Below are 21426 nucleotides of genomic sequence, written 5' to 3' on the forward strand. Positions count from 1 at the left end.
TTATCGTTCAGGTGAACGATAGGCGAGATGTCAGCCCGTGGCGAATGCGGGGGCGCGGCGGGAGCCCCGCGCTCCGCTCCTGTCAGCCCTCGCCGACGCCCGCGCCCGTGCCCGTCGTCGCGAGGCGGTGCCGTCGATCACGGACCACGAGCGCTGTCAGGAGGAGCAGCGCAGCGAACCCTCCGCTGGCCGCCGCCGTGACCGCGCCGGGGTCGTCGGGGATGCTGACGCAGAGACCTCCCATCGCCATGAGGAATACGGCCGCGAGGACGAGGGGGGATCGCCGGGCATGGCGGAAGCCGTCGAGGTGCCGCTCTCGTCCATGAGATCGCGCTCCCGCCGACGCGCGTCCTTCGAGCATGTCGAGGACGGTCGACAGGCCCGCTGCGATCCCCGTGGTGATCAGCACCACTGCCACGTCGTCGCGACGTACGAAGGCGATCACACCCGCGGCGGCGAGCATCAGCGGGTGCAGCTCGAGGTAGACGGTGGACCTTCCCGACCCTGACGTCGTGGCGCCCTGCCCTCGTCGGCGTTCTCGCGCGTCGAGGAGGAAGGACGCGAGAGCCCAGCACGCACCGAGCGCCATGACCCGGGACACCCTCTCGGACATGACGAGGCCCAGCGGCGCCGTCGTCGCGAGCGTCAGGTAGTAGAGGATCCGGGATGGCTCCGCCCTCATGCGCAATTCGCGTGCTCCGTCCACACGAACGCGCGACCGCTGCCGATCCGCGTCTGGTAGCAGGCGTAGAAGCCGAACCTGTTCGACTGGTAGATGCGGTGGACGAGGTCGACGATCGAGAACACGTTGGGAGATCCGATGGCCGCGCAGAGCCACCCGATGAGCTTCGCCGCGGGAGCTGCGAGACGACCGGCGGCCTTGCAGATGCCGAAGTATCCCGCGCTCAGGAGGAGGGCCGCCACGGCGGCGATCTCCCGCATCTGGGAGCCGAGCAGGTTCACGTAGGGCCCGACTCCCTGGGGTGCGTTGGCCAGGCCGAAGGTGACGAGCGGATCCACGACGACAGGGTATGCGGCGCCCTCTGCGTCGATGGTCTGGACCAGGGTGTCGCCCTCGAGGGCGAAACGCGTCGGGATCGGGTGGCCGTCCGCGTCCACCGCCCACGGATCCGCGATGCGCCCCGCCGTGATGCTGCCCGGGCTGGATCCGAGCGCGGCGACGATGTCGAAGCCCGCACCGCGGGGCACGGCGCGGAAGCCGTCCGGGAGGTCGAGGTCGAACGACGTGACGTCTGCCCCGTCCCGGAGGACGGTGACCGCCTGCGTCTCTCCCGGCGCGACCCGGACGAGGGAGTCGTCGGTGTCCGCGGGAGTCACGCCGACGTCGCCGCCGGCCGTCTGCGGGAGCGCGGATGGATCCACGGCATCGGGTGCCTTCCAGTCGGCGGTCGATTCCGCGCCCTGGCCGACGGCGTCGAGCGCACGGTCGACGAGCGCCTGGGTCGAGGTGTCCCCTGCGGTGTCCGCCGCCGAGGCGGCCTCCGCGGTGAGGCCGTTCGCGGCGACAGCGATAGTGAGGGCGAGGAGCGCGATGGCGCTCCAAGGGCGGATGGGCATGGGTTGTCCGTTCGTCGGGGATGCACATCGGCATCGCCCGCATGATAGGACACAGAAGATCGGGTCACGGAAGATCGCTCCACAGGGAGCGCGCCTGCCTCAGCTCACATGCACGTCCGGCCGCCGGGCCCGCACCGGCTCCGCCCGTCGCAGCACCTCGCGCGTGACCGGGGCGACCTCGCCCGTGCCCGTCACGAGGAAGCGGAGGAGGTTGCCGACGGGCGATCCCTCCGTCCACTCGAAGTAGACGCTGGGCTTCACTCCCGTGAGGTCGCGCACGGCGAGCAGCACGGCCGCGATCGTGTTGGGCACGTTCCCGCTCGAGACCCGCAGCACGCGGAAGCCGTGCCGCACGACGCCCTGCACCAGGAGGTCCTCCTCGAACTCGGAGGAGTCGCCCGGGGTCACCTCGAGGAAGATCACGGGCGCGCGCGCCGGGATGCCGCTGTCGCGCCGCTCCTCGCTCGCCTTCCGCCGGTACTCGGCGTCGTGCTGCTCCTCGGTGAGGCCCTCGCCGGGCTCGTCCGGCTCGTGGGCGATGATGCTCACCGCGCCGTAGTCCTCGGCGTCCTCCGTCACGAAGGCGCGCGCCCGCTCGTCCATCGTGAGCGAGGTCGCGCGCAGCTGGAACGAGCGCTGCACGCGGCTCACGATCGAGACCACGAGGATCCCGAGGATGAACAGCGCCGCGATCCGCACGCCGTCCGGCCGCTCGATCACGTTCACGACCGTCGTGTACGCGAACACCGCCGCGATGACCGCGAACCCGACCGTGCGCTTGCGCTGCCCGGCCTTCTTCGCGGACAGCGTCACCGCGACCGAGGCGGAGGTGATGAGCACGAGCACGCCGGTCGCGTAGGCGCCGGCCTGCGCATCCACGTCGGCCTGGAAGACGAGGGTCACGATCACGGCGATGGCCGTGAAGACGAGCACGAGCGGACGCACGGCCGCGGCCCAGTGCGGCGCCATGCCGTAGCGCGGCAGGTAGCGCGGCACGATGTTGAGGAGCCCGGCCATCGCGGAGGCACCCGCGAACCAGAGGATGCAGATCGTGCTGATGTCGTAGAGCGTGCCGAAGCCGTCGCCGAGGAACTGGTGCGCCAGGTATGCGAGCGCGCGGCCGCTGGCCTTGCCGCCGTCCTGGAACTCGGCCTGCGGGATCAGCAGGGTCGTCACGAAGCTCGACGTGATGAGGAACGCGCTCATGATGAGCGCCGCCGTCGCGAGCAGCCGCTTCGTGCCGTGGATCCGCGCCCGCGGCACCCCGTCGGCGTCGTCCTCGCCGCGCACCTGCGGCATCACCGCGACACCCGTCTCGAACCCGGAGAGGCCGAGCGCGAGCTTCGGGAACACGATGAGCGCGATGCCCACCATCACGAGCGGGTTGCCGTGCTGCGCCGTGAGCGCCGCCCACCAGTCGTCGATGACGACGAGGTTCCCGGCGACGTGGAAGAGGGAGACGACGATCACGACGGCGTTGAGCGTGAGGAAGACGCCCACCAGCACGACCGCGATCGAGATCGCCTCCTTGAACCCGCGCAGGAACACGAACGCGAGCGCGGCCAGCAGCACGAGCGTCAGCAGCACCTCGTTGCCCTGGAACCAGTCCGGCGCGAACGGGTTCTCGACGGCGTGCGCGGTCGCGTCCGCGGCCGAGAGCGTGATGGTGATGAGGAAGTCCGTCGCCGCGAACCCGAGCAGCACGAGCACGAAGAGCTTGCCGCCCCACCAGGGAAGGAGGCGCTCGAGCATCGCGATGGATCCCTCGCCGCGGGGGCTCTCGCGCGCCACCCGCCGGTAGACGGGGAGCGCGCCGAGGAGCGTCAGGAGGATGAGGACGAGCGTCGCGAGCGGTGACAGCAGCCCCGCCGCGACCGCCGCGATGGCCGGCTGGTAGCCGAGCGTGGAGAAGTAGTCGACGCCCGTGAGGCACATGACGCGCCACCAGGAGTGCGTCTTCTCGACGGTCTCGGCGTGCGGGCCGGGGTGCGCGCCGGACGCGCCGGGCAGGCCGTCGAGGAGCCACGCGGTGATCCCGTCGCGGGCGCGGCGCTGCTCGGGCACGCGCAGCAGCTTCGGCGCGCTCACGACCGGGCCGCCGTGGTGGCGCAGCGCAGCGGGCACGTCATCTGACCGTGATCCGGGCAGTGCACGGAGATCCTCCTGAGGCGGCGCCGGGACCCCGTCTCGCGGATGCGACGGTCGGGCCCGGCATCATCGTCGGCCCATCGTGCCACTTCCGGGCGGGAGGCGGGTGCGCGTGGAGGGTGCGGTCATGCGGGCGGGTGCTCGGCGGATGGTCCGCAGCCGTCGGGGCCGCATCCCTCCCCGATCGCGCGGGCCCGCAGGGGTGAGCACGCGGCGACGACGACCGCGGCGATGAAGAGGAGGGTCACGGCGAGCAGCGCGGGTCCGGCTCCGACGGCGGACATCAGCGCGCCGCCGCCCACGGCTCCCGCCGCGGCGAGCGTGCGGTTCGCGCTGCGCATCGTCGCGTTCATGCGGCCGAGGAGCCCGTCGGGCGTGAGGGTCTGGCGGAGGCTCATCTCGTTCGCGTTCTCGATCCCCGCCGCCGCGCCCTGGACCGCGAACGCGACGAACAGGGTGATCACCTTGGCGGGCGGAGCCGGCGTCCCGACGCCGATGGTGGCGACCGCGATCGCCGCCCACGCGATCGGGTAGGCGGTGCGGGCGGCGATGATCGTCCGGCCCGCTCCGAATCGCGTGCCGAGGCGCGGCGCGGCCGTCGCGCCGGCGAGCATCGCGACGCCGCTGACGGCGAGGATCGCGCCGTAGACGACCGCCTGGAGCGCGAGGGTGCGGAGCGCGAGGGTCGCGAACACCGTGAAGGCGGCGGCGTTGGCGAGGAACCACAGGTGGGTGGAGACCGCGAGCGGTGCGAGGGCGGGGTGCCCGTACGTCCATCTCAGGCCTTCGGCGATGTCCCGGCGCAGCCGCGCCCCCGCGGGACGGGCCGGCATCCGCTCGACGACGCGGACGCGGGCGATGAGGACGGCGTCGACGAGGTAGCTCACCGCGTCGAGGGCGATCGCGACGGGCGCGGTCACGATACCGACGAGGATCCCGCCGAGGGCCGGGCCCGCCGTCTGGGCGGCGGCCTCGCTCTGGTCCACCCGCGCGTTCGCGGCCAGGAGCAGGGGCCGCGGCACGATGCTCGGCAGGAGCGACTGCGTCGCGGCGAAGCCGACGACGGACAGGGCGCCGAACGCGAAGAGCGCCAGCGCGGTCGCCCAGAGGGTCAGGGATCCCGTCAGCCACAGGACGGGGATCACGCCGAGGCACAGGGCGCGACCGATGCTCGCGGCGATCAGCAGCGGCTTCCGCGGGAAGCGGTCGACGTAGGCGCCCACGATCAGGCCGAACAGCGCGTACGGGAGGAACTGGGCGGCGTTCACGAGGCCGACCTCGAGCGGGGTCGCGTGCAGCACCGTCACCACGAGGACGGGGACGGCCACCGCGCTCACCGCCGATCCGAACGAGGAGACGGTCGCGGCGGCCCAGTACGGCCGGAACCCGGGCACCCGACGCAGCGTCGTCACGTGGTCGCCCATGCGGTGACGATGGCAGACCGCGGCAGGGGAGAGCGCGGGAGGACGACGGTCGGTCCCGACGCGGCGCTCACGAAGGTCCGCGCGGCGTTCGGGGAGCGGTGGCCCTGCGACCCGGGGTAGGAGCGGCGGCGGCCGGTGCCTCCGTGGGCGGGGCCGGCCGGGGATCCGCCGCGCTCGCGGTCGTCGCGCGCTCCCGGATCGCGACGCCAAAGGTCGGGTCGGCGACGGCCCCGGCGTCGTCGCCGAGCGCCGTGAGCAGCGTCCGCGCCGCGTGACGCCCCTGCTCATCGAGGTCGTGCGCGACCGAGCTCAGGGACGGGGTGACGAACGCGGCGGCGGGGATGTCGTCGGTGCCGAGGACGGCGACGTCCTCGGGGACGCGGAGCCCGGATCGCGCGAGCGCGTCGAGCGCGCCGATCGCCATGGCGTCGTTCGCGGCGAAGACCGCGGTCGCGCCGTGGAGCTCCGTCCGTTCGATCGCCGTCGCGCCCGACCGCTCGGTCCAGTCGCCGGCCGGCGTGCACCGGACCTCCACGCCCCGCGTCGCGCACGCGTCGCGGAACGCGCCCTGTCGGTCCGCCGCCGAGAGCGAACCGCGGGGTCCCGGGATGTGCAGCACCGAGCGGTGTCCGCGACGGTGCAGGTGCTCGGCCGCCGCCACGCCGATGCGCTCCTCGTTGCCCGGGCGGTCGGCGGTGCCGCGATCGAGCCCCTCGTCGACGAAGAGCGGGACGGGCAGGTCCACCGCCAGGACGGCACGCCGGGCGTCCGCGGTCTGCGCCATCGCCAGGACGCCGACCGTCGAGGTCGCGAACCGGCGCAGGACGGACGTGATCGCGTCGACGTCGTCGTCGGGGAGGTAGACGACGTCGAGGGAGTATCCCGACCGCTGGAGCTCGCGCATCGCGGCAGTCGTGATCCCTGCCGGCCCGGTGGCGGTCAGCTGATGCGCGAGCACGCCGATCGTCCCGCCGCGCCCGGTCCCCGCGTGCCGGGCCGACTGGAGCCGACGCGCGGCCTCGTGGGGCACGTACCCGAGATCGTCGATGGCGTCCTGCACGCGGGACCGGGTCGCCGCCGCGACGCGGTCGGGGCTCGTGAGGACGCGCGACACCGTCTGGGTCGAGACGCCGGCGGCCTGCGCCACGTCGCGCAGGGTCGCGCGTGCCGTCCGGATCATGTGCCCAGCATGGTGCAGGAACGGGGTGGCGACCCCGCGCGGATCCCGTCAGCCGGTGGTGACGAGGAAGTCGGCCCGGTCGCGCGCGCCGTCCGCGGGGAAGAACGTGTCCTCCTGCTGCATCCACGTCTTCCAGCGGCCGCGGTGCGTCGCGCCGTGGCCGTCGCGTTCGAGGCCGCGGCGGAGCCTTACGTCGGCCGGGGCCTCCACCCAGATGCGGCACGCGAGGCGGTCGGCGGCCGCGGCGCGGGTGCAGGTGACGCCCTCGATGACGACGACAGGCGCCCACGGAACCGTCCTCCACTCGCCGAGCCCGGCCCCGAACTCGTCGCCGGCCCAGTCGCGGCGCTGGTACACGGCGTCCTCGCCGGCGAGGAGGGGCGCGAGCACCTGCTCCTCGAAGCGGGGCCACCACCCGGAGAAGTCGACCCAGGACACGAAGTCGTCGACCTCGATGACGGGAGCGCCCAGCCGTGCGGCCAGGGGGCGCGCGAGGGTGCTCTTCCCGGATCCGGACGGCCCGTCGACCCCGATGATGCGGACGCCGGGGACGGATGCAGCCAGCGCGTGCTGCGCCACGGACTCGAGGAGGGCCGGATCCGGTGCGGTCATGTCCAGGCGTCCCTCTCGCTGCGGTGGACGCGTCGCGATCCGCCCATCGAGAGGCTAGGGCACCGTCTGTCGGGGGCGAGGCCGGCGACCCATGTCCTCGACCGCTGTGATCAGCCGCCGCGCCGCGCCCGGGACGCCCACAGCTGCGCGGCGAGCCCCACCACGATGAAGCCGCACATCAGCGCGCCCATGGCGGTCGCGGTGCCGCCGAGGGCGCCCGCGAGCGGCGTCGCCAATCCACCGAGGCCGAACTGCAGGCCGCCGACGAGCGCCGAGGCCGTGCCGGGGTGGCGATGGCCGAGCGCCTGCGTGAGGGTGATGGATCCCGGGATCACCCAGCCCCAGCCGGCGGTGACGAGGGCGAGGGCCGGCCAGACCAGCGCGGGGCCCGTGCCCGAGAGCGCGCCGAACAGCACGAGGGCCGAGCCGAGCGCGCAGGTGGCGAGGCCGATGGTGAAGAGGCGGTCCTCGTCGAAGCGCCCGATGAGGCGTCGGAAGACCAGGGTCGACGCGATCATGCAGGACGCGTTGGAGGCGAACACCAGCGTGTAGAGGCCCTCGCCGAAGCCGTACTGCTCCTGGAACACGAAGGACGAGGTGGCGATGTAGGAGAAGAAGCCGATGGTCGCGGCGCAGCCGGTGATCAGGTACCAGCGGAAGCGGGGGATGCGCAGCAGCTCCGCCATGCGGCCGAGGACGGCGCGTGGAGAGGTGCCGCCCGCGCCGGTGCGCACGAGGGTCTCGGGGAGCAGGCGAGCCGCGGCGATCGTGAGGGCCATGCCGAGCACCGCCAGGACGACGAATGCGGCGCGCCACGACCAGACCGTCAGCACGACGCCGCCGACGAGCGGAGCGACGACCGGGCCGACCGAGTTGACGACCGCGAGCGTCGCGAAGAGGCGGCTGCGGAGCGCGCCGGTGGAGGCGTCGCCCACCATGGCGCGTGCCGAGACCGCGGCGGCCGCACCGCCCAGGCCCTGCACGACGCGGGCGAGGATCAGCGTGGTCACGTCGGGCGAGATCGCGCAGACGACGCTGGCGAGGGTGAAGAGCGCGGTCCCGGCGAGCAGGATGCGGCGGCGGCCCGCGCCGTCGCTGATCGGCCCGATGACGAGCTGCCCGACGGCGAACGCGACGAGGAAGGCGGTCAACGTCAGCTGCACCGAGGCCGTGGAGGCGTCGAGGTCGGTGGCGATGGCAGGCAGGCCGGGGATGTAGAGGTCGGTCGCGAACGGCGAGATGCCGACGATGAGGGCGACCGTGAGGAGCGGTCCGCGGCGCGCGGTCCACGACGTGCGCGGGTCGGGATCGGGGTCGGGGGCCGGGTCTCGGGCGTCGTCGCTCATCCGTCCCGACAGTAGACCGGTCGCCGCCGAGCGGCTCCTCCACGGGCGTCCCCGTCGTCCTGTGCAGCGGGAGCATGACTGGCCGAGGCGGGGCCCTAGATTCCACGGGCATCCTTCCGCGTCCGCGACTCGGTGGCGGATCCGTCCTCGGGTACCCGCGTGACCCGGACGGCCACCCCCCTCGAGAAAGCAGTATCACCATGCCCATCCGCCGTACCCGCTCCATCACCGCGCGCTCAGCGCTGGCAGTCGGCGCCCTCGCCGGTGCGCTCGCGCTCACCCCGCTGGCCGCGACCGCTGCGCAGGCCGCACCTGTCGTGCAGGGCGCGGCTGCGTACGTCTTCCACCCCAAGGGCGTGGACGTCTGCGTGCCCAAGAACGACCCGAGCAAGTACTTCTTCTGCCACGACATCCACCACTGATCGGTCCGGGCTGCCGTCTGCACGCCCCTGAGGTGGGTGCGGGCGGCATCCCGATCCCGGGTGCCGTGCCCGTCGACGGCCGCCCGCAGCTCGCGGTGCTGCCGCCGCGCGATGCGCCTAGCCTCGATGAGGGCGCGCCGCACGGGCCGCCCCACCCGCATCCACGAGGAAGAGGAACGCGCATGACGACCTGGCTGATCACGGGATGCTCCACCGGACTCGGGCGCGCCTTCGCCGTCGAGGCGCTGGAGCGCGGGCACGACGTCGTCGTCACGGCGCGCGACGCCGCGAACGTGCAGGACCTCGCCGACCGCTTCCCCAAGCACGCCCTCGCGCTCGACCTCGACGTGACCGACCCCGCTCAGATCGCGCTCGCGGTCGACGAGGCGACGGCGCGGTTCGGCGGCGTCGACGTGCTCGTCAACAACGCGGGCTACGGCTACCGCGCGGCCGTCGAGGAGGGCGACGACGAGGACGTCGCGCGCCTGTTCGACACCCAGTTCCACGGCAGCGTCCGCATGATCAAGGCGGTGCTGCCCGGCATGCGCGAGCGCCGCAGCGGCACCATCGTGAACCTCTCGTCCATCGGCGCCGCGCGCACCGGCGCCGGATCCGGGTACTACGGCGCCGTGAAGGCCGCGATCGAGCAGATGACCATGGCGCTGCGCACCGAGCTCGAGCCGCTCGGGATCGTCGCGACGGTCGTGGCGCCCGGATCCTTCCGCACCGACTTCTCCGGCCGCTCGCTCACGCAGTCGTCCACCGTGATCGACGACTACGCCGAGACCGCAGGCAAGCGCCGCAAGGAGAACGACACCACCGACGGCACGCAGCCCAACGACCCGGCGCTCGGCGCGAAGGTGCTCGTGGACGCGGTCGAGCAGGGCGCTCCCTTCTACCTGCTGCTCGGCGGCGACGCGGTCGAGATTGTCACGGGCGCCCTCGACGACCTGCGCGCCGACGTCGACGCGTGGGCCGAGCGCAGCCGGTCGACCGCCTACGACGCGAGCTGATCGTCTCGACGGTCGAGCCGCGCGGTGCGGCTCTAGCGGTCGTCGGCCTCCGGGGGCTGCGGCGGGGCGTCCGAGCCGGTCGCAGCGGGACGTGTCCTCGCCTTCTTGGGGCGCACGCTCATTACGAAGAAGGTGATGCCGAGGATGATGAACGGCAGCCCGGCGACGCGGGTGTCGTCGAGCGTCAGCATGAGAACGAGGCCGAGCATCGCGAACGTGATGCCCAGCGAGGCGTTCGTGCTCGAGGAGTCCTCCCCCTCGGCGGGCGGGTCGGCGGGATCCGCGGGTGTCGTCGGTTCGCTCATGCGTACACGCTAGGGAGCCGGGCGTCGCGCCCGCGTCCGTCGGATGGGGGACTCGGTAGCGAGCGACGGTCAGCGCGACGCGCCCCGGCGATGCCAGCGGACGGCCGAGGCCGCCAGGAACGCGACGGCGCTCACGATCATCAGGAGCAGGCCGAGGGGCCGCAGCTCGTCGCGGGTGAGCGCCATCACGACGCCGATCGCGAAGAGGACGGCGAGCCCGGTATCGTGCAGCCGGCCGGCGCCTCCGGCCGTCGTCGCGCGGTCGCCGGGTCCCGTCGCATCGTCCATGCCCTCACGCTAGGCGCGGGCCCGCGCCGTCGCGTCCGCCGGATGGGGGATGCCGGTCAGATCCGCCCCTCCAGCTCCAGCAGCGTCGTCTTCGCCGCGAGGCCGCCGATGTAGCCGCCGAGCGTGCCGTCGGAGCGGAGGACGCGGTGGCAGGGGATCACCACGGGCAGCGGGTTCGTCGAGCACGCCGTGCCGACCGCGCGGGTGGCTGCCGGGCTGCCCGCGGTCTCGGCGACCTCGCGGTAGGTGCGGGTGGATCCGTACGGGATCTCCGGGAGCAGCCGCTGCACCCGGTCGCGGAAGCCGGTCGACAGGCGGCGGTCGAGCGGGAGGTCGAATGAGCGACGGCGGCCGGCGAAGTACTCGTCGAGCTCGCGCGCGGCCGCATCGAGGCGCTTCGGGGCGCGGAGGATCCGCGGGCCGAGCCGCCGCGCGAGGTCGCCGAGGACGGTGTCGTGGTCCTCGCGGGAGTAGGCGACGCGGATCAGGCCGCGCTCGGTGGCGGCGAGGAGGAGCGGGCCGACGGGGGAGTCGATCGTGGTGAAGCCGATGTCGAGCGCGCCCTCGGCCTCGGCGGCGTCGGCGAGGCGGAGGCGGAGGGCGTCGAGGGCGGGCGCGGTCGGGTCGGCGGCCTCGAGCGCGTCGGCGTGGAGGAAGGGGGCGGTGTCGTCGGGATCGGTCACGGTCGTCCTCCTCGGGCGGATGCGGGCTCGGATGCGGTGGCGGGTGATGGCTCGCGCGGGGACGAGGGCGGATCCGCCCCCATCGTCCGCCGGAGGCTCGCCACCCCGTCCGCGGCCGCGCGCCGCACGGCCTCTGGCGTCCCGCCGACGATCGCCGCCACCTCCGCGTACGGCAGCCCGCCGAGGTACCGGTACGCGACCGCGAGCCGCTGCCGCTCGGGCAGGGCGGCGACCGCGCGCCACAGGTCGGGCTCGCCGGAGCCGGGCACGCCGAGGTCGGAGATCCGCGCCGGCACCTCGTCGACGGGGATGGCGCGGCGGCCGCGGGCGCGGATCGCGTCGAGGGCCTTGCGGTGCGCGATGGTGACGAGCCAGGCCCGCACGTCGGCGCGCGGCCCGAGCCGCGGGTACGCGACCAGCGCCGACAGGAACGTCTCCGACCACGCGTCCTCGGCGTCCGCGTGCCCGCCGAGCACGGCCCTGCACACGCGGAGCACCACGGCGCCGTGCTCGGTCACGACCCTGTCGAACGGCTGCATCATCTCCACACCGGGTAGACGCCGGGGCGGGGTGATCCGTGAGGTCGGCGTGCGGATCAGTCTCGCGGATCCCGCGGGCGGCGCGACAGCCCACCGCGGCGCACCGTCTGCCTGCGGACGCGCCGTGCGCCTCCTCCCGGTCTCCGATGCTCCGCCCGTGCGCGCCGTAGGGACTACCCGTGACGGTCCCCGGGGATGACGACCTCGAGGCCGCCGGTCGCGAGGATGGATGCGCGGCCCACCCCCGGCCGCGCGCTCCGCGAGGAGCATCCGCCGCCGGCCCGTCCCCCCGGGCCGGCGGCGCACACGACGGAAGAGGATCCGCATGGGCAGCACGCTGAGCTCCGCCGCACGCGACGACGAGCAGGCGGTGCCCGGTGACGCACCCCGCGTGCTCCGCGTCTTCGTGGTCGACGAGGAGGCGCCCATCACGCAGCTGCTGTCGCTCGCGCTGCGGATGGAGGGCTGGGACGTGCGCGTCTTCGCCACCGGCCGCGCCGCGATCGACGCCGCCGTGGAGGCCGCGCCCGACGCGATCCTGCTCGACATGACGCTGCCCGACGTCTCGGGCGTCGAGGTGGTCGGCGAGCTGCGGCGCGCGGGCGTCGCGACGCCCGTGCTGTTCCTCACCGGCCGCGACTCGCTCGAGGACCGGCTCGCGGCCTTCGGCGCGGGCGCCGACGACTACGTGACCAAGCCGTTCGGCCTCGAGGAGGTCGTCGAGACCCTGCGCGTGCTCTTCCGCCGTCGCGGCCTCGCCCCGGCGACGATCACCGCGGGCGACCTCGTGCTCGACCCGGCCACGGGCGAGGCGTGGCTCGCGGGCGTGCCGCTGGAATTGGATCCGATGGACCTCGTCGTCGTGCAGGCGCTCGCCGAGGAGCCGACGCGTCGGCTCTCCCGCCGCGAGCTCGTGCATCGGCTGACGGACGCCGGCTGGGACCTCGTCGCCCCGCGCGCGCTCCTCGACCTGCCGTCCGTGACCGGCCGCCGGGCGGGCCGCGACCAGGTCGCGCTGCTCGCCGTGGCGGGCGACGACCTCGTGCTCGCGCCCGCCGTCTGACGCCCGACGCCGCGGCGCCCGTACGGCCGGTCCACGGTCACCCCAATCCGGGGGCCGATGCGGCGAGTCACCCGCGTAACTCCGGGGATCACGAGTCACACGCGTCACACTGCGCAAATAATTTCCCCAGGTGAGTAGCGGATGTCCCTACAGTCGGGACCGGGGAGCCGAACCTCCCCGACGCGTCCTCGAGACCCCCGAGCGCGTCCCCTCCACCGCACGATCGCGGCACAGCAATGGCGCGCCCGGGCGGTCCTGCACCACTGGAGCTGTCATGACCCGTCCCACCCCAGCCGCAGGTCGCGGCAGGTCGTTCCGCCGTGCGGCCGCCGGCGCCTGCCTCTCGGCGTCGCTCGTGATCCTGCCCCTCGCGATGGCGCCCGCCGCCCACGCCGAGACCGTCCCGGTCGGATCCGCGCCCGTCGCCGTCGAGACGCCGGCCGCCACGCCGACCCCCGCCGTGACGCCGACGCCCGCCGCCGACGCGACGCCGACCCCCGCGCCCACCGAGACCGCCGACGAGACGGCCCCCGTCGCCGACGCCCCCGTCGAGACCACGCCGACGCCGGCTGTCCCGACCACCCCCGGCGCGCCGACGACCGGCCTCCCGACGCTCGAGCCGACCGTGCCCGTCGTCGAGCTGCCCTTCACCTGGACCACGCCCGACCGCGGCGTCGCCCTCCCGATCAACGAGGCCGTGCCGTTCGCCGGCACCGGCACCGCGGGCAGCATCGTCACCGCGAGCTACTTCAATGCCGTGGGCGTCAAGTCGATCGCCGGCATCGGCATCGTCGGCGAGGACGGCACGTACGCGTTCCCCGCGAGCTTCACCGAGCTGCTGCAGGACTCGAAGACCGCGAGCGTCACGTTGACGCAGGTCGGACTCGACCTCACAGTCAAGGGCGAGATCCGCGGCCTCGTGCGCTTCGCCGAGGCGCCCGTCGGCCCGTTCGTGCGCGCCGAGGCGTCGTTCTCGACCATCTCGCCGATCTCCGTCGCCCAGGCCACGAGCATCCTCGGCGGCCTGAAGGTCAACGCGACCGGCTACCTCCGCTACGAGGCCGTCGAGGTCACGGTCACGGCGCCCGACGGCCGCGTGATCCAGCTCAGCGACGAGAACGGCGGCGTCGGAGTCGGCACCCGCTCGCTCAAGGACCTGGTGCGCGCCGACGTCGACGGCACGTTCGCCCAGCCGATCATCCTGTTCGGCGACATCCAGCCGGGCACCTACCAGGTGTCCGTCGCCGGCCTCGAGTCGGGCCTCACGCAGGGCGGCACCGTCGAGCTGACTGGCGAGGACGCGGGAGGACCGGTCATCCCGGGCGTCCCCACCCCGACGCCGACCACGCCGTCGATCGACCCCGCGGGCACGGCCCCCAAGCCGATCACGAAGCCGGCCGCGCACCACGACGACACCCTGCCCGTCACGGGCACCGACGGCGCGGCGGCCCTCGGCCTCGGCGGCCTCGGGGCGCTCCTGGCGCTGGCCGGCGCCGGCACGCTCGTCGCCCGCCGCCGCATGCGCTCCGCGGAGTAGCGGCGCGGCACCACCCGCACCACGCGCGACGACGGCCGGATCCCCGCGGGGGTCCGGCCGTCGTCGCGTCTGGGCTCGGACGCGGGATCACGGAAGGACGATCACCTTCTCGGCGACCCATCCCGTTTCGGCCTCCGTGTGCGGCGCGGGGAGCTCGTCCGCCGAGATCCGTCGGGTCACCTCCACCGTGAGCTCGCCCCCGTCGACGAGCGCCGCCAGCTGCGCGAGGCGATCGCGGTCCGGCCGGACGAAGACCGTGGCGGCGCGCATGCCGCGCGACTCGTCGGCCGGGTGGTCATGAAGGCGGTGGTGCTGACCGCCGCGCCGCCGCGCTCCGCGTCCCGTCGCCGGAGGGCCTGGGCGCCGGCGGGGATCAGCCCCGTCGAGCCCGCATGATCCGCATCGCGTCCCAGCTCGCCTCCGACGCGGCGACGCTCGCCCGGGAGCGCGCGGTGTCGACGGAGGCGACCTCGACCGCGATCGCCTGGGCGACGGCCAGGCTCGGGACGAGCGACGGGAAGAAGCCCGCGCCCTCCGACGGCACCACGATCACGGTCGACGCGTGCTCCGTGACCTCGGACGTCTCGTCGTCGGTCACGACGATCACCTCCGCCCCCGCCGCCGCGGCCCGGGCGGTCGCGCGGACGGTGCTGTCGTAGACGCGCCAGAGGCTGAAGACCACGACGACGTCGTCGGAGGTCAGTCGCGCGACGGCGTTGGCCAGGGCCGCGACGTCCGCGTCGAGCAGAGCGATGTCGTAGCCCGCGATCCCGACGTTGTGCTCCAGGGCGCGGCCGGGCACGGAGTAGCTGCCGCCGGCGATCACCCAGGTGCGGCGCGCTCCGGCGATGGCCGCGGCGACGTGGTGGATGCGTGACGCGTCCGCCGTCCGGGCGAGGTGCCCGAGGTTCGACTGGTCTGTCGCGATGGCGAGGCGGCACGGATCCTGGGCGGCGGTCTCGTGCTCCGCTGCCACCTCCACGGCGCTCAGCGAGGAGAGGTAGCGCGAGCGGAGCTCCACCTGGAACTCGGACCAGCCCTCGTAGCCGAGGGCCTGGGCGGTGCGGGTGACGGTCGACGCGTTCGACCCGGCAGCGCGGGCGACCTCGGCGACGGACGAGTAGGAGGCCAACCGCGGGCGGGACCGCAGCACGGCGAGCACCTGCTCCTGGCGCGGTGGGAGCCTCCGCTCGCCGAGCCGTGCGGCCAGCCAGGCGGCCACGTCGCCCGTGTTAATTCCCTGTTTCATCCCTTGAGCCCTCGTCGTCGACCACCCTAGTGTCGCCTCATGCCTGCACCATCTCGTGCAGAAGCGCATTTCTGCACAAATCCGGGCAGCATGCCCGGTCGAGGAGACGAGGTCCCGATGTCCATCACGGCGCGACTGGATCGGCTGCCGCTCAGCCGGCCGCACTTCGGCCTGCTCCTGATCGGCGGCCTCGGCTACACGTTCGACGGGATGGACGGCGCGGTCGTGGCCTTCCTCCTGCCGAGCGTGCAGGAGGTCTGGGGGCTCTCCAACGCGCAGCTCGGGCTGGTCGGCTCGGCGGCGCCGCTCGGCTTCTTCTTCGGCGCGATCCTCTCCGGCTGGCTCGGCGACCGCTTCGGGCGGAAGAAGGTGATGCTCTGGGCGCTCGCGTTCTACGCCGTGATGTCGGTCGTGGCGGCCGTCGCCCCGAGCTTCGGCGTCTTCCTGGTGGCGCGCGTCCTCGCCGGCCTCGGCGCCGGAGCGGAGAGCGTGATCATCGCGCCCTTCATCTCCGAGTTCATCCCGCCCAAGCGCCGCGGCTGGTTCATCGGCAGCCTCGCCGGCTTCTTCTCGTTCGGCTTCGTGTTCGCCGCGCTCATCGGGCGCTTCGTCGTCCCCGTAGGGGAGGACGGCTGGCGATGGGCGCAGGTCATCACGGCCGTGCCGATCCTGCTCCTGCTGTGGTGGCGCCGCAGCCTGCCCGAGTCGCCCCGGTACCTGCTCAGCCGGGGGCGGGTGGAGGAGGCCGAGGTCGTCGTCGCGCGGCTCGAGGAGCGGGTCCGCACCGCGACGCGGGCAGAGCTTCCGCCCGTCGAGGACGATGGTCCCGAGATCGAGGCGCGTCAGGGGAAGGTCACCATCTGGAACGCCCTCCGGGTGATGTGGAGCGGCCCGATGCGGCGCAGGACGGCCGTGATCTGGGTCGTCTGGTTCGTGATCACGTTCTCGTACTACGGCTTCTTCTCGTGGATCCCGACCCTGCTCATCGGCCGCGGCATCAGCGTGACGACGAGCTTCGAGTACTCGATCGTCATCTACCTCGCCCAGATCCCCGGCTACTTCTCCGCGGCCTTCCTCAACGACCGGATCGAGCGCAAGAACACCATCGCGCTGTACCTCGCGGGGTCGGCGCTGAGCGCGTTCTGGCTGAGCCAGTCGAACGACGCCGGCATGATCGTGCTCGCGGCGGCCGTCCTCTCCTTCTTCCTCAATGGCACGTACGCCGGCGTCTACGCCTACACGCCGGAGCTCTTCCCCACGTGGATGCGCGCCACGGGCAGCGGCTTCGCCAGCGCCGTCGGCCGCATCGGCAGCATCCTCGCCCCGACGATCATCGGGGTCTCCGCCGCGTCGCTCGGCTTCGGCGGCGTGTTCGCGATGACGACGGCGGTCCTCGTGGTCGGCGTGATCACGGTGGTGGTGTTCGGCGTGCGCACGTCGGGCCGCTCGCTCGAGGACATCGAGGACGTGGTCCGGGTCGACGACCGCGTCGGCGGAGCGGGGTCCGCGCGATGAGCGTCTCCCCTGAGGACGTCTTCGCCGAGGTCGAGCGGCGCATCGCCCGCGACCCCGGGGTCCGGCTGTTCACGGTGCTGCAGTGGATCCCCGCGATCCGCACGCTGCGCCGCGTCGCGAGCAACCGCCCCGCCGAGTACCCGCTCGGCGCGGAGAAGTCCCTGGAGGTCTCCGGCGGCTGGCTCGACGCCGTCATCCGCGACCGCCGGACCTTCCTCGGCGCCCACGACGCGGACGTCGCCGCCGTGTTCGCCGACGTCGAGCTCATCCGCTCGCTCGGCTGCGGCTCCGTCATCAACGCCCCGATCGTGTCGGACGACCGCGTGGTCGGCGTCCTCGCGATCCTCGACGCCGACGGCGCGTACGACGCGGCAGCCGTCGCGACCGTCGAGCGGCACGCCGCCGACCTGTCCGCCGAGCTCGGGGCCGCCCTCGGCGCGGACCTGCCGGCCGCGACCCCGACCCCCTTCACGGCCCCGACCCCCACCGCAGAGGAATCCGCATGAGCATCGCCCCGTCCACTCCCGCCGCCGACGCCGTGATCACGGGAGGCGCCGTGCTCGACGTCGTCGCCGGCACGACGCGCACCGCCGACGTCCGCACCTCGGGCGGCAGGATCACCGAGATCGGCGTGGATCTGGATCCGCGCGGCGCCGAGCGCATCGATGCAATCGGCCGGGTCGTGATGCCGGGCCTCATCGACGGGCACGTGCACCTCACGGCGTTCAGCGCCGACTTCCGCGAGCTCGAGCGCAACGCCCCCTCGTACGTCTTCGCGCAGAGCGCCCGGATCATGCGGGAGACGCTCGGCCGCGGGTTCACCACCGTCCGCGACCTCTCGGGGGCCGATCACGGCCTGGCGCGCGCGCAGGAGGAGGGCCTCCTCCCCGGACCGCGCATCCACTACTGCGGTCATGCTCTCAGCCAGACCGGCGGGCACGGGGACATGCGCCTGCCGGGCGAGGATCACGCACCCGGGTCGCGGGGCTGCTGCGGGATCGGGGTCGTGGCGGACGGCGTGGACGCGGTGCGGGCCGCCGCCCGGGACGAGATCCGCAAGGGCGCGCACCACATCAAGATCATGGCGTCGGGCGGCGTCTCCTCGCCGACCGACCGGATCGACTCCACGCAGTACTCCATCGAGGAGATGGAGGCCGCCGTCGCCGAGGCCGAGGCCGCGAACCGCTACGTCGCCGCGCACGCCTACACGGCCCGGGCCATCAACCGCGCGCTGCGGGCCGGTGTGCGATCCATCGAGCACGGCAACCTCCTCGACGACGAGAGCCTCGCGCTCTTCCTCGAGCGCGACGCGTTCCTGGTGCCCACCCTCGTGACCTACTGGGCGCTGAAGGAGGAGGGCCGCGAGCACGGCCTGACCGAGGGCATGTGGCAGAAGGTCGACACCGTCCTGGAGACCGGGCTCGAGGCGATCCGCCGCGCCCACGTCGCGGGGGTGCGCCTCGTGTACGGCTCCGACCTGCTCGGCGGGATGCAGCGCCACCAGAATGAGGAGTTCCGTCTCCTCGGCCAGGTGCAGCCGGCCATCGACGCCATCCGCGCGGCGACCGTGACCGCCGCGGAGCTCCTGGGGCGCGTCGGCGAGCTCGGGGTCGTCGCCGAGGGGGCGCTCGCGGACCTGCTCATCGTCGACGCGGATCCGACCGTCGACATCGCGGTGCTCGCGGACATCGACGAGCACCTCGTCGCGGTCGTGCAGGGCGGCCGGGTGGTCCACCGGGGGGGGCGCGGGACGCGACCGCGCGTGACGGCGGGCGCCGCTGCCTTGTCAGGCCCCGCGGCGCCCCCGTACATTTGACGCGACCCGCAACGAATCACCCGCACGCGGATCCGCACCCCGTATGAGACGAAGGAGTCCCATGTCCGACACGCAGCCCGCAGCGACGCCCACGGAGACCGGAGGCGCCCTCGGCGTCGCGATGATCGGCCACGGCTTCATGGGCGCCGCCCACTCGCAGGCGTGGCGCGTCGCCCCTGCGTTCTTCGACCTGCCGCTCGCGCCACGCATGGTGTCGGTCGTCGGCCGCGACCAGGCGCGCACGCAGGAGTCCGCGGACCGCTGGGGCTGGGATCGCGCCGAGACCGACTGGCGCGCGGCCATCGAGCGCGACGACATCGACGTCGTCGACATCTGCTCGCCCGGCAGCACGCACGTGGAGATCGCGGTCGCCGCCCTCGAGGCCGGCAAGCACGTGCTGTGCGAGAAGCCGCTCGCCAACACGGTCGAGGAGGCCGAGATCATGGCGGCCGCCGCGGAGAAGGCGGCGGCCAAGGGGATCCGCGCGATGGTCGGCTTCAGCTACCGCCGCGTGCCCGCCATCACGTTCGCGCGCGACCTCGTGGCCCAGGGCGCGATCGGCGAGCTCCGCCAGGTGCGCGCGCTCTACCTGCAGGACTGGCTGACCGACGCTGAGGGCCCGATGACCTGGCGCCTCGACAAGGAGGCGGCGGGATCCGGCGCGCTCGGCGACATCGGCGCGCACATCGTCGACGCGGTGCAGTTCATCACGGGCGAGCGGCTCGACGCGGTCAGCGGCCTGCTCCGCACGTTCGTCGAGGAGCGCCCGCTGCTCGCCGAGACGCGCGGCCTCGGCGGCGTCGCGTCCAGCGAGCGCGGCCAGGTCACCGTCGACGACGCCGCCTACTTCACCGGCAAGCTCGCCGGCGGCGCGCTCGCCAGCTTCGAGGCGACCCGCATGGCCACCGGCCGCAAGAACGCGCTGCGGCTGGAGTTCAGCGGATCCGACGGCGCCATCTCCTTCGACCTCGAGCGCCTCAACGAGATCGAGCTGTACGACGCGACCGCGCCCGCCGACCGGCTGGGCTTCCGCCGGATCCTCGTCACCGAGCCCGAGCACCCCTACACGGCCGCGTGGTGGCCCACCGGCCACGGCCTCGGCTACGAGCACGCGTTCACCCACCAGGTGCGCGACCTCGTGCACGACATCGCCGCGGGCCGCGAGCCGCAGCCCTCGTTCGCCGACGGACTCCGCGTGCAACGCGTGCTCGACGCCGTGGAGCGCAGCTCGGCCGACGGCAGCGCGTGGGTGCAGGTGGACGCCACCCGAGGCTGATCCGGCGCGCGGGGTCGGCCGGCTCCCCGCCTGCCGGCCTCGTCAGACGATCGCCTGGGAGCGATCCGCGCGCGGGAGGGCGGGCAGGTCCTAACTTCGGCCCGCGGGGAGGCACGGGCGGGGACGTCGGGATGCACCCGCTCCATCGCTCCCGGAGGTCCCATGAGATCACCCGCCCCTGCCCGCCGACGCGGTCGCGTCGCCCTGCTCGCCACCGCGGGCCTGGCATCGCTGGCCGCCCTGGCCGTCGCCGCACCGGCCCAGGCCTTCAACCGCGAGGGCCCGCACTGGCCCACCGCGAAGCTGACCGTGGACACGACCGCGGTGCCCGCGGGTACGTTCCACGACGCCCTCGCCGACGCGGCCGCCGAGTACACCGCGCGCACCCACGCGTCGGTGAGCACCGTGGACGCGACGGGCTCGCCCTGGAGCGCCCAGGTCATCGACGCGGGAGACGACGGCTACGAGGGCTACTCGACCTGGAGCTACGACGGGGACGACCACACGTACACGGCGTCCATGCACCTCAACACCGAGTACCTCGACGACTCGATGCCGACCACGCGCCTGAAGGTCGTGTGGGAGCACGAGACGGGCCACGTGCTCGGGCTCGCGCACGTCCCCGGCATCGACCACGTCATGTACTACCGGGCATCCGACGCCTACGAGGACGGCGTGGACGGCCTCACCGACGACGAGGTCGCCGGGATCGACTCCCTCTACTGATGGGCACGCACATGAGCACGAGCACGAGCACGAGCACGAGCACGAGCACGACCGCGCCGACGATCCGCGTCGCCGCCCTCGCCCTGGGAGCCGGCGTGCTCCTGCTGGCCGGCTGCGCGGCAGCGCCCACGGATGCCTCCCCTGCCGCTCCCGCGGATGACGCCTCCTCGGCGGCGCCGACGGACCCCGGCATGGACATGTCGACGCCCATGCAGGCGGGGCCGGGGTCGCACACCCACGGATCCCGCCACACCCTCTACGGCTCGCTCGCCGCGCTCGCGGACGACAGCGTCGGGATCGTCGCGGGCACCGTCGTCGCGCAGCGCGAGGTGGCAGACCTCGGGCCGAGCGCTCCGGCCACGGTCTCGACGGTGCGGATCGCGAAGGTCGCGAAGGCCGCCCACGGCGTCGCGGTCGGGGGGACGGTCGAGGTGCGGCAGATCGGCACGGCCGCGCAGCCCGGTCCCGCGACGATGCTGCAGGCGGGATCCGCGTACCTCCTCTACCTGCGGCCCTCGCGCCTGCCGGGCGACGCGGCGTCCCAGTGGTTCGTGACGGGCGGCACCGCCGGCATCTTCGCGGCTCCGGACTCGGACGCGGGGACGGACGGCGCGTCGGGGCCGTCGGCGACGTTCGCGCGGATCGACCACGAGCAGGGCGACGTCCTGCCCGAGCGGGTCGCCGCGGATCACGCGCTCGGCTGAGC

At 73.7% G+C, this 21426-nt stretch carries 23 protein-coding genes; 10 read left to right on the forward strand and 13 right to left on the reverse strand.

What is annotated here, in order from left to right; translation table 11 throughout:
- Positions 1-82 precede the first annotated feature (82 nt).
- The 7 genes from NL142_RS00870 to NL142_RS00900 all read right to left on the reverse strand — a co-directional run bounded on the left by NL142_RS00870 (position 83) and on the right by NL142_RS00900 (position 8288).
- Positions 83-682 carry a hypothetical protein gene (locus NL142_RS00870; protein ID WP_234424822.1) on the reverse strand — a complete coding sequence of 200 codons (600 nt, stop codon included), beginning with the start codon at positions 680-682 and terminating at the stop codon, positions 83-85.
- Positions 679-1578: a hypothetical protein gene (locus tag NL142_RS00875; RefSeq protein ID WP_435080575.1), complete on the reverse strand. Its 900-nt coding sequence runs from the start codon at positions 1576-1578 to the stop codon at positions 679-681. The genes NL142_RS00870 and NL142_RS00875 overlap by 4 nt, the downstream gene beginning before the upstream one ends.
- A 99-nt stretch (positions 1579-1677) precedes the next feature.
- Positions 1678-3666: an APC family permease gene (locus NL142_RS00880; RefSeq protein ID WP_435081617.1), complete on the reverse strand. Its 1989-nt coding sequence runs from the start codon at positions 3664-3666 to the stop codon at positions 1678-1680.
- 185 nt (positions 3667-3851) lie between these two features.
- Positions 3852-5150 (reverse strand): MFS transporter, encoded by a 1299-nt coding sequence (locus tag NL142_RS00885; RefSeq protein ID WP_435080576.1) that lies wholly within the window; start codon positions 5148-5150, stop codon positions 3852-3854.
- A gap of 67 nt (positions 5151-5217) precedes the next feature.
- Complete coding sequence (locus tag NL142_RS00890) at positions 5218-6330, reverse strand: LacI family DNA-binding transcriptional regulator (RefSeq protein ID WP_435080577.1); 1113 nt, start codon at positions 6328-6330, stop codon at positions 5218-5220.
- A 48-nt stretch (positions 6331-6378) separates the two neighbouring features.
- On the reverse strand, positions 6379-6942 hold the full coding sequence (locus NL142_RS00895; RefSeq protein ID WP_435080578.1) for a uridine kinase family protein: 564 nt from the start codon (positions 6940-6942) through the stop codon (positions 6379-6381).
- A gap of 110 nt (positions 6943-7052) precedes the next feature.
- A complete protein-coding gene (locus tag NL142_RS00900; protein WP_435080579.1) occupies positions 7053-8288 on the reverse strand; it encodes a multidrug effflux MFS transporter in 1236 nt (411 codons plus the stop codon).
- 200 nt (positions 8289-8488) lie between these two features.
- Here NL142_RS00900 and NL142_RS00905 point away from each other — a divergent pair, with 200 nt between their 5' ends.
- Together NL142_RS00905 and NL142_RS00910 are read left to right on the forward strand one after the other, a co-directional pair.
- On the forward strand, positions 8489-8710 hold the full coding sequence (locus NL142_RS00905; RefSeq protein WP_435080580.1) for a hypothetical protein: 222 nt from the start codon (positions 8489-8491) through the stop codon (positions 8708-8710).
- A gap of 182 nt (positions 8711-8892) precedes the next feature.
- A complete protein-coding gene (locus NL142_RS00910; protein WP_435080581.1) occupies positions 8893-9723 on the forward strand; it encodes an oxidoreductase in 831 nt (276 codons plus the stop codon).
- Positions 9724-9755: 32 nt separating this feature from the next.
- Here NL142_RS00910 and NL142_RS00915 read toward each other — a convergent pair whose 3' ends face one another.
- The 4 genes from NL142_RS00915 to NL142_RS00930 form a co-directional block, all read right to left on the reverse strand.
- Positions 9756-10028: a hypothetical protein gene (locus NL142_RS00915; protein WP_435080582.1), complete on the reverse strand. Its 273-nt coding sequence runs from the start codon at positions 10026-10028 to the stop codon at positions 9756-9758.
- A gap of 69 nt (positions 10029-10097) precedes the next feature.
- Positions 10098-10316 (reverse strand): hypothetical protein, encoded by a 219-nt coding sequence (locus NL142_RS00920; RefSeq protein ID WP_435080584.1) that lies wholly within the window; start codon positions 10314-10316, stop codon positions 10098-10100.
- A 56-nt stretch (positions 10317-10372) separates the two neighbouring features.
- Positions 10373-10999, reverse strand: a complete 627-nt coding sequence (locus tag NL142_RS00925; RefSeq protein ID WP_194683774.1) for a methylated-DNA--[protein]-cysteine S-methyltransferase — start codon at positions 10997-10999, stop codon at positions 10373-10375.
- Positions 10996-11538 carry an RNA polymerase sigma factor gene (locus tag NL142_RS00930; RefSeq protein ID WP_435081618.1) on the reverse strand — a complete coding sequence of 181 codons (543 nt, stop codon included), beginning with the start codon at positions 11536-11538 and terminating at the stop codon, positions 10996-10998. Before NL142_RS00930 ends, NL142_RS00925 begins: the two co-directional genes overlap by 4 nt.
- 325 nt (positions 11539-11863) lie before the next feature.
- Between NL142_RS00930 and NL142_RS00935 the strand changes: the two genes are divergently transcribed.
- Positions 11864-12601 carry a response regulator transcription factor gene (locus NL142_RS00935; RefSeq protein ID WP_435080585.1) on the forward strand — a complete coding sequence of 246 codons (738 nt, stop codon included), beginning with the start codon at positions 11864-11866 and terminating at the stop codon, positions 12599-12601.
- Positions 12602-12875: 274 nt separating this feature from the next.
- Positions 12876-14138 (forward strand): LPXTG cell wall anchor domain-containing protein, encoded by a 1263-nt coding sequence (locus NL142_RS00940; protein ID WP_435080586.1) that lies wholly within the window; start codon positions 12876-12878, stop codon positions 14136-14138.
- 87 nt (positions 14139-14225) lie between these two features.
- Here the strand turns inward: NL142_RS00940 and NL142_RS00945 are convergent, their stop codons facing one another.
- Complete coding sequence (locus NL142_RS00945) at positions 14226-14408, reverse strand: hypothetical protein (RefSeq protein WP_435080587.1); 183 nt, start codon at positions 14406-14408, stop codon at positions 14226-14228.
- 103 nt (positions 14409-14511) lie between these two features.
- Positions 14512-15387, reverse strand: coding sequence for a MurR/RpiR family transcriptional regulator (locus NL142_RS00950; RefSeq protein ID WP_194683769.1), 876 nt, complete (start codon positions 15385-15387; stop codon positions 14512-14514).
- Between the two features lie 117 nt (positions 15388-15504).
- On the opposite strand from NL142_RS00950, the gene NL142_RS00955 reads away from it, so the two are divergent.
- The 6 genes from NL142_RS00955 to NL142_RS00980 all read left to right on the forward strand — a co-directional run bounded on the left by NL142_RS00955 (position 15505) and on the right by NL142_RS00980 (position 21424).
- On the forward strand, positions 15505-16902 hold the full coding sequence (locus NL142_RS00955; protein ID WP_194683768.1) for an MFS transporter: 1398 nt from the start codon (positions 15505-15507) through the stop codon (positions 16900-16902).
- Positions 16899-17408 (forward strand): GAF domain-containing protein, encoded by a 510-nt coding sequence (locus NL142_RS00960; protein ID WP_435080588.1) that lies wholly within the window; start codon positions 16899-16901, stop codon positions 17406-17408. Before NL142_RS00955 ends, NL142_RS00960 begins: the two co-directional genes overlap by 4 nt.
- The gene (locus NL142_RS00965; RefSeq protein ID WP_435080589.1) at positions 17405-18718 is read left to right on the forward strand and encodes a metal-dependent hydrolase family protein; all 1314 of its coding nucleotides are present in this window, start codon (positions 17405-17407) and stop codon (positions 18716-18718) included. The genes NL142_RS00960 and NL142_RS00965 overlap by 4 nt, the downstream gene beginning before the upstream one ends.
- A gap of 61 nt (positions 18719-18779) precedes the next feature.
- Positions 18780-19994 carry a Gfo/Idh/MocA family protein gene (locus tag NL142_RS00970; protein WP_194683766.1) on the forward strand — a complete coding sequence of 405 codons (1215 nt, stop codon included), beginning with the start codon at positions 18780-18782 and terminating at the stop codon, positions 19992-19994.
- A gap of 162 nt (positions 19995-20156) precedes the next feature.
- Positions 20157-20720: a matrixin family metalloprotease gene (locus tag NL142_RS00975; RefSeq protein WP_435080590.1), complete on the forward strand. Its 564-nt coding sequence runs from the start codon at positions 20157-20159 to the stop codon at positions 20718-20720.
- Between the two features lie 11 nt (positions 20721-20731).
- Positions 20732-21424, forward strand: coding sequence for a hypothetical protein (locus NL142_RS00980; protein WP_435080591.1), 693 nt, complete (start codon positions 20732-20734; stop codon positions 21422-21424).
- Positions 21425-21426: the final 2 nt, after the last annotated feature.

Source organism: Clavibacter quasicaliforniensis (assembly GCF_051201715.1).
Lineage (GTDB): Bacteria > Actinomycetota > Actinomycetes > Actinomycetales > Microbacteriaceae > Clavibacter > Clavibacter seminis.